The organism is Microcoleus sp. PH2017_05_CCC_O_A (genome assembly GCF_020738785.1).
GTDB lineage: Bacteria > Cyanobacteriota > Cyanobacteriia > Cyanobacteriales > Microcoleaceae > Microcoleus.
This window is the reverse complement of sequence record NZ_JAEQCB010000020.1, coordinates 43856-60482: the sequence shown is the minus strand read 5'-3', so window position 1 is coordinate 60482 and position 16627 is coordinate 43856. Positions and strand designations below refer to the sequence as shown.

The window sequence follows — 16627 nt, the reverse complement described above, 5'->3', positions numbered from 1 at the left end:
AGGAGATAGACACGATGAATGACAGCGGTTCTGTTTACATAGTTACTGGAATGTGCTGCGATGAAGAAGGCCAGGAAAGTAAATATCCCCAAGGATCGGATGCTAAATCTTCTTCGGAAAAATTTCAATCAGTTTACTGGCGATGTGCGGTGGTATATTTTGCTTCCAGCGTTAGAAATAACCCGGAAGCTCAGCATATCTTATTTACGAATGCCGATCGCATTCCAAATATTGAAAGCTTTAACACCGTTGAGTTTTTCGACAAAATTGGAGTTAAAGTTGTCCAGATTCCATTTACCTATCAGCCACCAATGGAATACTACCCCGCCTTCAGAAGTACCTTTTTTAAGTTTGACATTATTCAATATTTGAAAAATCATTCAGCGTTAAACGATCGCTGTATAGCTTTAGACTCTGACTGCGTGTGGGTAAACTCCGCCGATCGCATAATTGCCGATATTGAAAAACAAGGTTTGGCTACCTACGATTTGTACGAGCCTGAAGACAAAAAAATCAGCGGTTTAACCAGGCGAGAAATGCAGAAAATTTATGAGGAATTAGGCTATAAAGTAGATGAGCCTCCCAAGTATTTTGGTGCAGAATTTATCGTAGGAAGTGGCAAACACATTAAAATATTGTCCGACGAAGTAGACTCGATCTGGGAGACTTGCTTGCAAAGATTTGCCGAAGGAAAGACAAAATTAAATACAGAAGAGCAGATGCTCACCTACATTTACAACAAGCTGGGATATGCTCGCAGCAGCGGCAATGCTTATTTTAATCGAGTGTGGACATCGCCGATCATTCATACGGCAACTGAGGCTGATTTAAAAATGGATATATGGCATTTGCCAGCCGAAAAAGGATACGGAATTAAGCGAATTTTTGCACAAGTTTCTAATCCCCAATCAGATTTTTGGAATTTGCCTTTAGGAGAGCAGTTTACTAAATATGTTGCGGGTTATGTTGGCATACCACAACGGAATATTTCTAAGACTGTCTTGGATGTTTTTGACAATAGAATTTCTGGTATCAAAAGGAGATTGTCGAAAGTCAAAAGTGTTGTCAGCAATTAGCATAGTGGAGTTGTGTAAATGTTCGATCGACCGTTAAAAACCCCCGTCGCTTTTATTATTTTCAAACGTCCCGAAGAAACTCAGAGAGTATTCGCAGAAATTCGCAAAGTCAAGCCGTCAAAATTGTTAGTAGTTGCTGACGGGCCGCGGCCGGACAAGCCGGGAGAAGACGCGCAATGCGCTGCGGCTCGCGCGATTATTGAACAGGTGGATTGGGAATGCGAAGTTTTGCGGAACTATGCTGAGACTAATTTGGGCTGTCGCCAGCGAGTTTCTAGCGGGTTAGATTGGGTGTTTGATACGGTGGAAGAGGCGATAATTATTGAGGATGATTGTTTGCCTGATAGTAGCTTTTTCTACTTTGCTGAAGAGTTGCTGGAACGCTACCGATACGACGAACGAATTATGTCAATATCTGGTCAAAACGTGCAGTTTGGCAAGCAGCGAACTGATTGTAGCTACTACTTTTCTCGCTACACTCATTGCTGGAGTTGGGCGAGTTGGAGGCGAGCTTGGCGACACTACGATCTAGATATGAAGCTGTGGCCGTCGGTTCGAGATGGCAATTTTTTGATGGATGTATTGGGAGATGCTCATGCTGCCAAAATCTGGACTAAAACTTGTCAGTTGTGTTACGACAAAGCTATTGATACATGGGATTTTCAGTGGACATTTGCGAGTTTTATTCAAAATGGTTTGAATATTTTGTCTAATGTCAATTTAGCTGCAAATATCGGACACGGAACGGGGGGGACTCACACGGATGATATCAATAGTCCCTACAACAATATGTCTGTTGAACCGATCGCCTTTCCTCTAAAACATCCTCCGTTTGTGATTCGGGACGCCCAAGCGGATCGCTTTACTCAAGAGAGTTTATATGATTACGATCCGAAATTGGTCAAGAAAGTCCAGCGCAAAATTAAAGGATTATTGAAAATGTAAGTAAAAATGCTGTTTTTTAGATATCCTACTTTTTGAATGAGTCTGGGATTTGGGTATTTGGTTTGGGATTTTTATGAAGGATTTAACCACAGAGGGCGCAGAGGGCGCAGAGAAAGAGAAGAGGAGAAGGGATTTGATAATGAGGATGTTTGGATGAAAGTTTTGCTGGTGAGTAATTACGATACTAAAGGTGGTGCTGCGAGGGCGACTTATCGGCTGCACAAGGGCTTGCAAAGTATCGGGGTGAATTCCGAAATTTTGGCTGGTTATAAGTTTAGTGATGATGAAACTGTGCGGTTGATGCCGACAAGGTTAGGAGAAAAGTTTAAGAGTCTCCGAGGAAAATTAAATAGATTGCCGTTAAAAGTTTATCCCAAACTAGGTCAGGTAATTTTTTCGCCGCAATGGGTTCCTGATTCTCTGGCATCGGAAGTTGCCAAAATTAACCCTGATGCGATCAATTTGCACTGGGTTTGTGAAGGTTATATGCAGATTGAAACTCTGGCTAAGTTTAATAAACCGGTGGTTTGGACGCTGCACGATATGTGGGCGTTTACGGGTGGATGTCACTACAGTGAAAATTGCGATCGCTATCTTGATGCTTGCGGTGCTTGTCCGCAACTGCACAGCACTAAGGATGCTGATATTTCTCGTTGGATTTGGCAGCGGAAAGCTGAGGCTTGGCAAAATTTGAATCTGACTTTGGTAACTCCGAGTCATTGGTTGGCTGAATGCGCGAAATCTAGTTCTTTGTTGAAAAATTATCCAGTTAAAGTCATTGCGAATGGCCTTGATGCTGAACTCTACAAGCCGCTGAACCGCCCGCAGGTGAGGGATAGTTTGAATTTGCCTCAAGATAAACAGTTGGTCTTGTTTGGGGCGATGCAGGGTACGGGCGATCGCTGGAAGGGGTTTCCGTTGCTGGTTCCGGCTTTGCAAAGCCTCAGTCAGTCGGGTTGGCAAGATAAGATTGAACTGTTGGTTTTTGGGTGTTCTGAGCCTGAAAGCCCGATCGATGTTGGTTTCAAAACTCATTATTTAGGCAGGTTGGATGATACTACTTTGTCACAGGTTTATGCAGCGGCGGATGTGATGGTTGTACCTTCGCGGTACGAAGCTTTTGGGCAGACGGCATCGGAAGCCATGGCTTGCGGTACGCCTGTGGTGGCTTTTGATGTGACGGGACTAAAAGATATTGTCGATCGCCAGTACAATGGCTATTTAGCCCAACCCTATGATACCGAGGATTTAGCGCGAGGGATTGCTTGGGTGCTAGAAGATGGTGAGCGGCATCAAAAGCTTTGTCGCCTAGCACGAGAGAAAGTTGAAGCCAAGTTTACCTTAGAAGTGCAAGCTCGCGAGTATCAAAATCTTTATCAAGAAGTTTGCCAAACTCCTAAGTAAGTAAAACTGATTAAATGTAAAACTTGTAGGGTATTTATAATGCCGATTTTTGGGTGTTTATTAGTATATTTTCGGACAGCCGACGTGTTGATTGTTACAATTACACCGTCAGGCAATTAGAGGCTGGGCAAAGCTGGCCAATCAAAAAATAAACGATCGACTAAATATCTTGATACTTGTGACAGATTAAGTTATTAATTGAATAGGACTCGCCTGCGATCGGCATTGTCGATCGCCCGAGGACAGTTTTATACCAATTTTGCACAAACAGCCCAATATTTGATATAGATGGAGCAGATAAGTATAGCAGTCCTGATGACTTGCCATAACCGCAAGTTAAAGACTTTGGCCACTCTAGAGTCGCTGTTTAAGCAAAAATTAACAAAGGAAATTGCACTCAATGCTTATCTGGTAGATGATGGTAGCACTGATGGCACAGCAGAAGTAATACAGCAAACATACCCTCACGTCAAGATTTTTTCGGGAGATGGTAACTTATTTTGGAATGGAGGAATGCGGGTTGCTTTCAGCGAAGCTATGAAAGACGATCCAGACTACTATGTCTGGCTCAACGACGACACCGTACTCGAACCAGAAGCTTTCAACGACTTGCTCGCCACCAGTAGCGAGCTAATCAAAAAAGGAGAAAAAAAGGCGATCGTTGCCGGCTCTACTCGCGATCCAGAAACCGGTGATTTTACATACGGCGGTATAGTCAAGATTACCCCATTACTTCCCTTTAAATTTCGCTTCCTTCAGCCAACAAAAGCACCTCAGCCTTGTGACAGCATGAATGGTAACTGCGTGTTAATTCCCCGCAGCGTGGTTGAACTGGTTGGCAATCTCGATCCAGCCTTTATTCATTATCTATCAGATTGGGAATACGGTCTGCGTGCCCGACAAAAAGGCTGTACAGTTTGGATAGCTCCAGGCTATCAAGGAACCTGTTCTCCCAATCCGCAATCAACAACAATAGCGGCTGCCAATATGAGTGAAGGCTTGGAAAAAATGAACCAACCCAAGGGTTTAGCTTTTAAAGATGCTACCCTTCAACCCTGGGAAGAGTGGAAAGTTTTTGCTCGCCGTCACGGTGGTTTATTCTGGCCAGTATATTGGTTGCTACCTTACAGAAGGTTAGTTTGGTTTTCAGTTTTAAGCAAGCTGGGATTCAATAAAAACAAAACTGAAGGTGAATAGCATGGTCGATAGAGATGATTTGCGCGTCGCTTGGCTGGTTCCAGAAGTAGAATTGGGCGCATATTGGCAGCCTGTATTAAGAGAATTTACAAAAGTATATAAAAATACTGTGTTTTATACTGGTCGCGTTTGGTCTGGGTTCGATCCGACGCTACCGGGAGCATCAGCAATTAAATTGGTAGGGGAAACTAAATTTGTCGAGACAGAAAAGATCGAAACAGGATACGATCGCGGTTTCATCGCAGTCTCGCCTAGCATCATCGGTCATTTGCTTAAATTTAGGCCACAAGTAGTTTTTCCTCAAGCTTTTTCTTTGTGGACTGTCTTGGTAATTCTCCTCAAACCGCTTTGTCAATGGCGAGTTGCAATTATTTATGACGGGAGTTCGCCAAACACAGATTTTCGAGATTCGAGTTTTCGGACATTCGCCAGACGCATTTTAGCTAAGTTTGCCGATGCTTTTGTTTCTAACAGCCAAGCTGGAAAAAGATATTTGGTGGAAGTTCTCCATGCACCCCAAGAGCAAGTTTTTACGAGAACTTATTTAGTTCCAGATGCGGAAACGCTGCTGAAACCTTTGGTCACAACCAAGCCACTAAATTTAGATCTCAAACACCCAGTTTTTTTATATGTGGGACGGATCACAGCTAGAAAAGGAATTAAGACGCTGTTAGAAGCTTGTGCCCTTCTCAAAAAGCAAGGATATTCTGATTATACTTTACTAATTGTTGGCAAGGGCGACCAGCGAGAGGAGTTGGAAGCTTTTATTAAAGAGCAAGATTTCCCCGAGCAAGTAAACTGGGTGGGATGGGTTGACTACGGAAGTTTGGGAGCTTATTTTCAGCTTGCTGATATTTTTGTTTTTCCTACTTTTGAGGATGTCTGGGGTATGGTTGTACCGGAAGCAATGGTGTTTGGGAAACCGGTATTGTGTTCTAACGGTGCAGCTTCCTGTGAGTTAATTGCGTCTGGGGAAAACGGTTATATTTTTGACCCTAACAATGCCAAGGAGTTGGCAGAAAAAATGCAGATTCTCATAGACAATCCTAATTTGATTGAATCGATGGGAGAGTGTTCGCGACAGCTAATTTCTCAAAAATCTCCTGAAACAGCAGCTAAAGCTTATGTCGAAGTTACATCTTTTTTGATGAAGTCAGTTGACGGTTGACGGTTGACAGTTGACAGTTGACAGTTGACAGTTGTTAGTTGTTAGTTGTTAGTTGTTAGTTATTGGTTATTGGTTATTTATTACCAATAACTTCCTGATTCTATCTACAATGCCCGATGCCCAATTCCCAATTCCCAATTCCCAATTCCCAATTCCCAATTCCCAATTCCCAATTCCCAATTCCCAATTCCCAATTCCCAATTCCCAATTCCCAATTCCCAATTACCTATGAAAGTTTTATTATCTGCCTTTGCTTGCGAACCAAATCTAGGATCTGAAGAGGGAGTGGGATGGAATACTGTTATCCAATCTGCTAAACATCACGAAAGTTGGGTATTTACTCGGACGTTTTGTCGATCGTACATTGAAGCAGAACTAGAACGCAATCCAGTGCCCAACCTGCACTTTGTTTATTTCGATCCGTTTGGGTGGAGCGAAGATTGGAAAGGAAAACAAGGATTGCTGCAACTTCACTACTATCTGTGGCAAATCTGGGCTTATTTTATCGCTCGAAAGCTCGATCGCGAAATCGGTTTTGACATAGTACACCACGTAACTTATGTCAAACATTGGTCACCAAGTTTCCTGGCGCTGTTGCCGCATCCTTTTATTTGGGGGCCTGTCGGGGGTGCAGAAGCAGCACCAAAGCCTTTTTGGCAAGATTTTAGCCGCCGGGGCAGAATTTATGAAACACTGCGAGCATTGGCTCAAAGCGTAGGAGAACGCGATCCGTTTGTGGGGCTGACGGCGCGTCGCAGTGCGATCGCGCTAGCAACTACCGAAGAAACAGCAGCCCGACTGCGATTTCTCAAAGCAAAAAATGTGAAAATTTTCTCGCAAGTCGGTTTGTCCCAGCAGGAAATTGAGGAACTAGAAAAATTTCCAACCCCGCCCGATCGACCAATTAGATTTATTAGTGTGGGTCGTCTATTACACTGGAAAGGAGTGCACTTGGGACTCCGTGCATTTGCGGAGGCAAACGTGGAAGAATCGGAATACTGGATTGTGGGAGACGGCCCGGAAAGGAAGCGTTTAGAAGCTTTGGTAACAGAATTGGGACTGGCAAATAAAGTATATTTTTGGGGAGCTTTATCGCGTACTGAAACTCTTTCAAAAATGGGCGAGTCTCATGTTCTCCTCCATCCGAGTTTGCACGACTCGGGAGGTTTTGTATGTACTGAAATCATGGGGATTGGGCGTCCTACGATTTGTTTGGATTTAGGTGGGCCTGCGACTCAAGTAACGGCCCAAACTGGCATTAAAGTCAAGGCTACCGAGCCCGAAAATTCGACGAAAGGTCTAGCAGAAGCTATAGTGTGTTTAGCGCACGATCGTGAATTGCGAGATCGCTTGGGTCGAGCCGGTCAAAAGCGCGTCCGGGAAATATATGACTGGAACATAAAAGGTAAATTTTTTGCCGAATTGTGCGCCGAATTGTGCGAAGATGTATTCCAAGGCAAATCAGGATAACTTCTGATTTGTGCGATCGCACAAAACAAAGAAAACTATATTTTTTAGGCGGTGAAACGTGAGCGTTGCAATTATTACTGGAGCGGCGGGTTTAATTGGATCCGAGGCTTGTAAATTCTTTGCCAAACAAGGTTTCGACATCGTTGGCATCGACAACAATATGCGTCAGTTCTTTTTTGGTGCTGATGGTTCTACTAATTGGAACCGCCAACAACTCGAAAAATCACTGGGAACAAAGTATTACCATTTAGATGTGGACATTCGCGACTATGAAGCGATTACCAATATCTTTCAGCGGTATGGCGAGTCGATCGAGTTAGTAATTCACACAGCAGCCCAACCCAGCCACGATTGGGCTGCCCGCGCTCCTAAAATAGATTTTACCGTCAACGCTAACGGTACTCTCAATCTTTTAGAAGTAACTCGCTTGTACTGTCCCAAAGCCGTTTTCATTTTTACTTCTACCAACAAAGTATACGGCGATACGCCCAACAAATTACCTTTAATTGAATTAGAACACAGGTGGGAAATTGAACCAGGTCACACTTACGAAGGTGGGATTCGGGAAGATATGTCAATCGATCAGTGCCTGCACAGTTTGTTTGGTGCGTCTAAGGTGTCCGCTGATATTTTAGTTCAAGAATACGGTCGTTATTTTAATATGAATACGGCTTGTTTTAGGGGTGGCTGTCTGACTGGGCCCAATCATTCGGGAGCTCAATTACACGGATTTCTCGCCTACTTGATGAAGTGCGCCGTGACAGGAACTCCCTACACCGTGTTTGGGTACAAAGGCAAGCAAGTCCGCGACAACATTCACAGTGCTGATTTAATTTCTGCTTTTTATGAATTTTATAAAGCTCCCAGAAGCGCCCAGGTTTATAATACAGGAGGAGGCAGATATAGCAATTGTTCGATGTTAGAAGCCATCCAGATGTGTGAGGCAATTGCTGAACGCAAATTTAATTGGACATATGCAGAAGGGAATCGCATTGGCGATCACATTTGGTGGATTAGCGACAACTCAAAATTTTCCAGCCACTATCCTGACTGGAAAATGAAATATAACGTCAAACAAATCCTACAGGAGATTTATGACTGTAACCGCGAGCGCTGGCTGAAAGAAGGGGCGCAGAATTGAGCGGGACAAAAATAATGGGCTGGCATTTTTGGTAAAGATTGAATACAACGTTAAACAAATCCTACAGGAGATTTATGACTGTAACGGCTGTTGGCTTACAGAGGTGTTCTATGATCGATCTCGGGAAAAAGAATGTACTAGGCATATTAGTAAATGCCCTGAATTATGAAGCGGCTGTCAGCAAAATTATTGCGGCAGCCAAGGCCGGAAAACCACTTTCAGTTTCGGCTCTAGCGGTGCACGGGGTAATGACAGGGGTTCTTGACAGCACTCACCGCTATCGGCTCAATCACATTGACTTAGTATTGCCGGATGGACAACCGGTAAGGTGGGCGTTAAATTTGCTCTACAATACGGGATTGCCCGATCGAGTTTGCGGGCCGAATGCGATGTTAGAAATCTGCGAACGTGCGGCCGAAGAAGGATTATCTATCTATTTGTACGGCTCTAAAGCTTCTGTACTGGAGGCTTTGTCTCGCAATCTCTGCCAACTTTATCCCAAGTTAATTATTGCTGGAACTCAGCCTTCTAAATTTAGGCACGTTTCGCCGGAAGAGAAAAAGGAAATTGCGCTGCAAATTCGCAACAGCGGTGCAGCCATTACTTTTGTAGGTTTGGGCTGTCCGCGACAAGAAGTCTGGGCTTACGAATACCGGGATGACATATCAATGCCACTGATTGCTGTAGGTGCAGCCTACGATTTTCATGCGGGAAATTTGGCTAAATCTCCTGAGATTTTAGGTAAGATGGGTTTGGAATGGCTGTTTAGGTTCATGAAGGAACCCCGACGCCTCTGGAAGCGGTATGTTTTGTTAAATCCGCTTTATATCTGGCTGTTTTTGCTGCAAGCTTTCAAATTAAAAGAGTTCGACCCCAAAGACGCCACGCCGCCTGTGGAAGAAGTATTGTATGGTTGAATTTTATCTATTGTGTTGTAAATAGTCAGTTTTGACTAATAAAAAGCCACAAGCCGAAAGTAGAAATAATAAATAATTATTTTAACTGGCAACTTTAAACTTGTGACTATTTAAATCGAGAATTAATGGGTTGTTTTCTGTGATTTTTGTTTTGCTTGCTTTGTAACTTGCTATTTAGATTGCTGAGGAACTAGCAGCCGTCATTGTTCGATCGTTTGGGGGACTTGAACTCGACAGCCAGCACAGTTGCAGCCTGAAGTTATGAGGGCGAGGTCTCCTATTTTGTCAGAGTTGATTTCTGGCAGCGAGGATTGGGTTTCGTCTTGATTTATGTCTGGATTGGCTGATATTTCGCCATTGCGCTCAATGCTGGGATTTGGGGAAATTCGGGTGCTAGCATTAGCGGGATTTACCGCTAAGATCGTTAAGGCTACAGAACCGGAGCAGCCGAGCAAAGTTAGTAGGTTTTTGTTCACGATAACTTTCCTGTAGAGGGGAAAGACATTAGTTTAACAGACTGATTTGAGCCATCGCATAAAATTTAACTTTTTATTTGAGATTGCTTGTTTGTATTGAAACAAGTTTGGCAATTAGTCTAGTCTAAATTCAGGCTATTGTATGTTTGTGGGAAAATTAAAAAAATTAGAGCCGATCGACCGCACGGCTGTATCATTGATGGTATTGCTGAGTTTCGCGATCGGGTTTTTGCTTGCTCAAGGCGATCGATCTTTACCGAAAGTGCGCGATTTTAGCTGGGAAAACAAACAAGTAGGGGCGAGAGATACGGCTTTTGTCCTGACTTTCAGCCGCCAGATGGATCGTGCAAGCGTTGAAGCAAACCTGCACGTCGAGCCACCTTTGCCGGGAAAAATTAGTTGGTCGGGGCGACGGTTGGTATATACTTTAATCGCGCCTCCCCAGTACGATCGCACTTATACAATTTCATTGCAACAAGCGCGGGAAAAACTAGGTTCTGACAAACAAGGAAATGCGATCGCACCGTTTGTCAGTCAATTTAGCACGCCCGATCGCGCTTTTGTTTACACTGGCACAGAAGCCTCAGAAAAAGGGCGGTTAATTCTTTACAATCTCACCCGCAAACAAAAAATCATCCTCACCCCTGAAAATTTAGTAATTAAAGATTATAAAATTTACCCAGTGGGCGATCGCATTTTATTTTCTGCTAGCGAATGGTCAAAATATCAGCCTGGTTTGTACGAACAATCTTTGTATGCCGTCACTACAGGCAGAAGTTCCGATCCGGCTCAAAAACCTGGTAGCATTCAGCAGATTTTAGGCAATCAAGACTATGAAAATCTCAAATTCGATCTGTCTGCTGACGGCAAGACGATCGCGATTCAGCGGGCAAAGAGGGGCAATGCAGAGGACATTGGTTTGTGGGTAGTGCGATCGTCCACTTCGGCGGTGCCGCAGCGGTTGTTAAGTCATCCCGCTGGAGAATTTGCGATCGCCCCAGACAGCGCAACTTTAGCCAATCCCCAAGCAGACGGGATCGCCATTTTATCCCTCACACCAAACGTCAAACCTTTAGAGTTCATACCATCTTTTCGGAGAGTGTTCAGCTTCACTCCCGACGGCAGAGAATCGGCAATGCTCAAGTACAATAGCGATTTTACGCAGTCAATCTTTTTAGTAACCAACCAGGGATTGCAAAAAGAATTGATCCGCACCGCCGGAGAATTCCTCAACTGTCAGTTTGATCCCAGAAATCCTCAGCTTTACTGCTTGTTAACCAGGCGCCAGCCCGGAAAAGATTTTTCCGAGCAACTCACCCTAGAAGCAATTAATTTGCAGACATTTGCAGTAAAACCGCTGTTAGTTTTGCCCGACCAAGTGGAGACAAAAATGAGCTTGTCGCCCGATGGGTTAGAATTGCTGTTAGATCGGCTAGTTGTCAAGAAATCGGAACCAGTCGCAGGAGATTTGAGAACAGATGGCGGAAATGCGATCGCCTCTTCAACTCTCATACTTTTAAACTTAAAAAACGCACCGGCATCTACTAATAATTCTCCATCACCCGAAGACTTGCCTTTAAAAGGATTCCGCCCCCGCTGGCTGCCCTAAACAAAATCTTTTACCAAAAAGAATGGGTTTAAAGCCGGAAGCGCGATCGGGATAAATTAAAAGAAAACAATTCATTAATCGAATCCTCTTCCTTCTAGGTAGAGGTAGCTGTCAACTATCAACCAATACTGTTTACTTAAGACCGATCCCCCCTAACCCCCCTTAAAAAGGGGGGAAAGAAAGCTCTTAAAGTCCCCCTTCTTAAGGGGGGATTTAGGGGGATCTCCGAGTATAAGAATTCTTAAGTGAACCGTATTGAACTATCAACTATCAACTGTCAACTGTCAAAGGACTTACGCAAGAGGCCTAGAGATAGGGGCGATTCCTGCTCGGGATTGTTCCTACTTTCACACCGTATGCAGAGCTGGTGAGTCAGGGTAGCATCTCAGTTTGCTTGAATAGTGCCACATCGCTTGCGATAGCTTTATAGAAGCTTTGCTATGTGGGGAAAGTAGCACTAAGGCAAAAAAGACGTAATTGCCCAAGTTAGATGCACCCGTCCGTCATGCGTAAGTTCTGTCTTAGGTAATGGGAAGCCTCGCTTCTGAAATTCTCAAGGTAATAAGAAATTCTCAAAGCCTTATTTCCCTTCCTTCGCTCTTACTATGACTTTTGTACAACAATTCTGACTGAATCGTATTTTTTCTCGTCGGGAGCCAGAAATGTTTTCAGTAGTAACTTCCAAGCTTGGAGTTTACTGTTTGCTTTGGGCTTTACCATCCCAGGAGATTGCCTTGAATCGAGCGCATTCAAAATTTTTCTTTCATCATCGATCCAACCGTTAGTAAATAGGCGATAGTAGCCATTAAACTCGGTAGAAATCACCTCAAATCCCACCTGTTGGCAGATAGCGCGCAAACTGTCCGGTGTGAAGAAATAAAAATGCCTTGGCACATCTAGATGGAGCCATGCAATCCCTGATTCTTTTAGCGCCCTACACGAGTTATTTGGTACTTCCATCACCAATTTGCCGCCGTCCACGAGCAACTCCATGGTATTGCGGAGTGCCAGTACAGGATTTATGGTATGTTCCAGTACGTGGTTCATAATAATCATGTCGTATTTTCTCGACGTGATTTCCGGGGGCAAAGATTCAGCAGTGCCATAATATACATCAAGATTTCGTTCCTCGGCGAAACGCAAAGCTTGTCTATCTGGTTCTACTCCCCAGACTTTGTGACCATCCAATTTGAAGTCTTCCAGCAGTTTGCCATTGGCGCAACCGATTTCTAGTATCGAGTAAGAAGAAGTCCCGAACTGCTGTTTCCACCATTGAGTGGTGACATCTACTCCCTTATCGAAACGCCAAGCTAGATGGGTTCGCAATTTATCGAAGAAGGAAATAGAAGAGGGTGCTTCTGAGTCGGTAAATTCTGCATGGTGAGTATAGTAATCGTCGATGTCGTAGAAGCTCTCAATTTGGTCTAGTTCTGGTAGAGGATGGAGGCATCCAAGTTGTGATTTTTGACACCAGTACAATTGAAATGACTCTTTATTTGCAGGTCTTCGCCAATCACCCGGGATGAATAACCAGGGTTTCATACTCTGTCCCGATATAAGGGAAACTACAGTAGGACTTAAGGGCTTCTGAGTTTGCATTGGAGTTCTCCTTATTTTACAGACTTGATGTACTGATAACCACCGGAGTCGCAGTTTACATCATGAAATCAGTTATCGCAGTTGAAAATTGTGTGTTCTGATACACAGTAGATGATTACCCTAAAATTATGAGGATTCAGAAACAGATTTCTCCGGCATGGTTGTTAGCTTAGCATCTTATTGAAGATAACTCATTGAATTTCAATACTCAGGACAGGTTTTAGTCAGAAATCAGGCTGGGATAGGGTTTGGGCTTTCTCGACAGCTCAAATTTAAACGGTAGAATGAGGGTTTGGGCCACTGCCCAAAAATGTCGAAATTATTGTAACTTGCTTTGTCACTTGTTCGATAAAAACACACTTGTTCCCTTATTTTCTTTGATAAAGCGGATATAAAGGTGCTTGAACACTGACTTAATCACCCGAGGCATCCCAAAGTCGATCGGCATCATATTTTCCGGCAATTTCCAATCGAAAACCTTGAGAGTTTCCGGGCGCAACAGTGGAAAATCGAGTTCCTCCAAATTCGAGCACAGTCCCAATCTCATCGCCGCAGCTACAGTCGGAACCATTGCTGGATCGACATTAATAATTTCCACTAAAGTTCGATCCAAAGCAAACACATCACTGGAGGCGCCCAAAATTCCTAAAAACTTAGGTTCGCCGCCGCTGGGCCCGTTACCTTCGTGACCGATAATGCCATCCAAAATCGTCAAATTTGGGTTAATTGTCCGGGCAGTTTCTACCAGCATTTGACCGAATCTGGCGCTATCTTTGCCGGCTTCCATGTGCCACCAAGCCTTCATTTTCCCGGGCACGCAGCCGAACAAGTTTTTGACGCCCATTGTGACGGTTAATTGAACGTGAGATTTGAGTTTGGGCAGATTAATCACCACATCCGCTTCCATTGCTTCTTTGCAAAGTCGGAGATGATTGAAATCTTGGCTGACTGTTTTGTAACGTTTTCCTTGAAACTCTACTACGGGCAAATTTAGTTCTGCCAACAGTGGCAAATAACCGTTGGCTTTGGCGACACCCATGGCGCTACCAAAAGCCGGACTGTCTCCTAAAAACGGTTTACCACCTGCTTCGATGACCATTTTCGCCACGCAGTAAACTAATTCTGGGCGGGTGACGCATTCTTTGGTAGGGCGAGCACCTGTGAGGAGGTTGGGTTTGAGTAAAACACGATCGCCCGATTTGACAAAAGCTGAGATTCCGCCCAAGGGTGCGAGCAGGTTTTCTAAAGATTTTTGTAGCTTTTGGCGATCGTATGAATTGGCCCGAATTAAACTAACAGAAGACATAATCATTCAGTTGACAGTTGACAGTTGACAGTTGACAGTTGATAAAAGAAGGAAGAGGATTGGAGTAATGAATCGTGTTATTTTAATTTCTCCCGATCGGGGAGAGGCTTTAAACTAATTGTTTCTGGGAATCGGGAATTGGGAATTGGGATTTGGGATTTGGCGATCGGGAATTGGCAGGAGAAATGGATTATTAGTATTTTTACACTTCGTGATTACCAATTACCAATTACCAATTACCAATTACCAATTACCAATTACCAATTACCCATTACCAATTACCCATTACCATCAACCAAGTTTAAGTAGACATCGGTAATCTGCCAGAAGCAGCCCGCTGCATGGTACTAACTCGCAGGGAGTTAGGGAAAATTCCTTGACCTTGAAGTTCCGGGATAGCAGGTTTAACTTCCACTTTCACCAATCGGGCCGTGCAGATAAAAACCGTTTGATCGACTAGATGAAAAGTCAACCAAGGTTGATTTAACAAATTCAGCACTTCCTCTTGAAATTCTAGTGCGGGCATCGGAATAGTAAAGGTTTCCGTGTGACCTTCCACATAATGAAATGTCACTTGAGTGGTGTTCTCTTTATCTTGAGTTACTTTGCCAAAGGAACCTGCGCGCATAAATATTGCTCCCAAACTTTAGAGTTGAAAAGATTAAGATGGCGGTTGAAACCGCGTCTAAAGAAACCTAGGCGTTAGATAGGACGTACGGTTGAAACCGCGTCTACACAAACGAAGTCCACCTGCGTGGTGTAAAGAAAATAATTTAATTTTAACCGCCCGGCCTTCAACCCGCACTAGAAGGGTTTTGTTTTTATAGACGCGGTTTCAACCGCCCGGTTTTCTGGCATCGCACTCATTTTCTCCAAATCGAGAACTGTTGCCAAGTCTTCTGCATTCATTAAACCGCGTTCCAGCACAATTTGCCGCAAAGATTTGCCGGTTTCGAGAGATTCTTTGGCGACGGCGGCGGCGTTGAGATAGCCGATGTGAGTATTGAGGGCGGTAACGAGGGCGAGACTGCCTTCTGCGTAGGCGAGACATCGATCGCCATTGGCTTCAATTTTGTCGAGGCATTTGGTTGTTAGGGCGCTGATGGTGTTGCCCAAAATTTCGATGCTGTGAATTAGATTGTAGGCGATTAGGGGCATCATTACGTTCAATTCTAATTGTCCTGCTTGGGCTGCTAGGGCGATCGCGCTATCGTAACCCATGACTTGAAAACACACCATCGATGTCATTTCTGCCATCACCGGATTGTATTTCCCAGGCATAATTGAGGAACCAGGTTGCACGGGAGGCAGTTGAATTTCCTTGAAACCTGTTTTTGGCCCGGAATCCATCAAACGCAAGTCGTGGGACATTTTAACGCAATCCTGAGCGAGATTTCGGATGGCGCCGGAGACATTGACAAACGGCGCCATACTCTGCATTGCTGCCATTAAATGTGGTGCTGGTTTCAGAGGTTTTTGGATTAACTCCGAAAGAATTTGAGCGACTTTTTCGCAGTATTCTGGGTGAGTATTTAAGCCAGTTCCCGCGGCGCTTCCGCCCAATCCCAAGGATGTTAAATCTCCGGAAGCAGTGGCAATTCTGGCGCTGTGCTCTCTAAGAATCTGTGCCCAAGCGCGGAAGGTTTCGCCGAGTCGCACCGGGACGGCATCTTGCAGGTGAGTGCGGCCGGATTTGACGATATTGTGGAATTCTACGGCTTTTTTGTCCAGGGATGCGATCGCCTGCGACAAAGCCGGGAACAAAGTTTTTTCCAAAGCCAACAATCCGCCAATCCGAATTGCAGTTGGAATCACATCATTGGTTGATTGACCGTAGTTTACGTGATCGTTGGGACTAACGCGCTTGTAGTTACCTTTTTCATCGCCCATAATTTCCAAAGCGCGATTGGAAAGAACTTCATTGACGTTCATGTGGTGAGAAGTTCCGGCACCTGCTTGGTAGACATCAACGACAAATTGATCGCGCAAATTTCCTGCTAAAACTTCATCAGCAGCTTTAATCAGTGCTGTGCTGATATCTTCAGGAATGCAGCCGAGTTTACCGTTAGCTATGGCGGCAGCTTTTTTAATTAAAACGCAAGCATCGACGTAAGTTGATAAAGGCTTGATACCGCTAATTGGAAAATTTTCAACGGCGCGCAGAGTTTGGATGCCGTAGTAAACAGTAGATGGGATTTGTTTGTCTCCCATCGAGTCGCTTTCGGTGCGGTAGGTGATGGTTGGCTGTTGAGTCATATCGTCTGGTTTGTGATAATTAGGAAGTGTACAATTTTTTGGGTAACACCACGCTGCGGGTGT

The 16627-nt window shown here is 44.2% G+C and carries 15 protein-coding genes; 10 read left to right on the top strand and 5 right to left on the bottom strand.

Annotated features, from left to right (window positions below; all coding sequences use genetic code 11):
• Positions 1–14 precede the first annotated feature (14 nt).
• From JGK20_RS06815 to JGK20_RS06780, 8 genes are all read left to right on the top strand, one after another.
• Positions 15–1076: a hypothetical protein gene (locus JGK20_RS06815; protein ID WP_293183721.1), complete on the top strand. Its 1062-nt coding sequence runs from the start codon at positions 15–17 to the stop codon at positions 1074–1076.
• Between the two features lie 18 nt (positions 1077–1094).
• Positions 1095–2021: a glycosyltransferase family 2 protein gene (locus tag JGK20_RS06810; protein ID WP_293229869.1), complete on the top strand. Its 927-nt coding sequence runs from the start codon at positions 1095–1097 to the stop codon at positions 2019–2021.
• 153 nt (positions 2022–2174) lie between these two features.
• Positions 2175–3425 carry a glycosyltransferase family 4 protein gene (locus JGK20_RS06805; RefSeq protein ID WP_293217080.1) on the top strand — a complete coding sequence of 417 codons (1251 nt, stop codon included), beginning with the start codon at positions 2175–2177 and terminating at the stop codon, positions 3423–3425.
• Between the two features lie 315 nt (positions 3426–3740).
• Complete coding sequence (locus JGK20_RS06800) at positions 3741–4622, top strand: glycosyltransferase family 2 protein (RefSeq protein WP_325315236.1); 882 nt, start codon at positions 3741–3743, stop codon at positions 4620–4622.
• Position 4623: 1 nt separating this feature from the next.
• Positions 4624–5790 (top strand): glycosyltransferase family 4 protein, encoded by a 1167-nt coding sequence (locus JGK20_RS06795; protein WP_293183717.1) that lies wholly within the window; start codon positions 4624–4626, stop codon positions 5788–5790.
• 228 nt (positions 5791–6018) lie between these two features.
• Positions 6019–7260, top strand: coding sequence for a glycosyltransferase (locus JGK20_RS06790; protein ID WP_293211949.1), 1242 nt, complete (start codon positions 6019–6021; stop codon positions 7258–7260).
• 58 nt (positions 7261–7318) lie between these two features.
• The gene (locus JGK20_RS06785) at positions 7319–8401 is read left to right on the top strand and encodes an NAD-dependent epimerase/dehydratase family protein (protein WP_293183713.1); all 1083 of its coding nucleotides are present in this window, start codon (positions 7319–7321) and stop codon (positions 8399–8401) included.
• 110 nt (positions 8402–8511) lie between these two features.
• Positions 8512–9318, top strand: coding sequence for a WecB/TagA/CpsF family glycosyltransferase (locus tag JGK20_RS06780; RefSeq protein ID WP_293183711.1), 807 nt, complete (start codon positions 8512–8514; stop codon positions 9316–9318).
• 200 nt (positions 9319–9518) lie between these two features.
• On the opposite strand, the gene JGK20_RS06775 is transcribed toward JGK20_RS06780, so the two are convergent.
• Positions 9519–9794 (bottom strand): hypothetical protein, encoded by a 276-nt coding sequence (locus JGK20_RS06775; RefSeq protein WP_293183709.1) that lies wholly within the window; start codon positions 9792–9794, stop codon positions 9519–9521.
• Positions 9795–9936: 142 nt separating this feature from the next.
• Here JGK20_RS06775 and JGK20_RS06770 point away from each other — a divergent pair, with 142 nt between their 5' ends.
• On the top strand, positions 9937–11403 hold the full coding sequence (locus JGK20_RS06770) for an Ig-like domain-containing protein (protein ID WP_293229866.1): 1467 nt from the start codon (positions 9937–9939) through the stop codon (positions 11401–11403).
• 603 nt (positions 11404–12006) lie between these two features.
• Here the strand turns inward: JGK20_RS06770 and JGK20_RS06765 are convergent.
• The gene (locus tag JGK20_RS06765; protein ID WP_293191965.1) at positions 12007–12945 is read right to left on the bottom strand and encodes a class I SAM-dependent methyltransferase; all 939 of its coding nucleotides are present in this window, start codon (positions 12943–12945) and stop codon (positions 12007–12009) included.
• A 394-nt stretch (positions 12946–13339) separates the two neighbouring features.
• On the bottom strand, positions 13340–14308 hold the full coding sequence (locus JGK20_RS06760) for a DUF362 domain-containing protein (RefSeq protein WP_293183705.1): 969 nt from the start codon (positions 14306–14308) through the stop codon (positions 13340–13342).
• A 138-nt stretch (positions 14309–14446) separates the two neighbouring features.
• Between JGK20_RS06760 and JGK20_RS06755 the strand changes: the two genes are divergently transcribed.
• On the top strand, positions 14447–14617 hold the full coding sequence (locus JGK20_RS06755; protein ID WP_293206942.1) for a hypothetical protein: 171 nt from the start codon (positions 14447–14449) through the stop codon (positions 14615–14617).
• On the opposite strand, the gene JGK20_RS06750 is transcribed toward JGK20_RS06755, so the two are convergent.
• Positions 14610–14936, bottom strand: coding sequence for a hypothetical protein (locus tag JGK20_RS06750; protein WP_293206940.1), 327 nt, complete (start codon positions 14934–14936; stop codon positions 14610–14612). The two genes, JGK20_RS06755 and JGK20_RS06750, sit on opposite strands and share 8 nt — an antisense overlap.
• Before the next feature lie 176 nt (positions 14937–15112).
• Positions 15113–16564, bottom strand: a complete 1452-nt coding sequence (locus JGK20_RS06745) for an aspartate ammonia-lyase (RefSeq protein WP_293229863.1) — start codon at positions 16562–16564, stop codon at positions 15113–15115.
• Positions 16565–16627 lie beyond the last annotated feature (63 nt).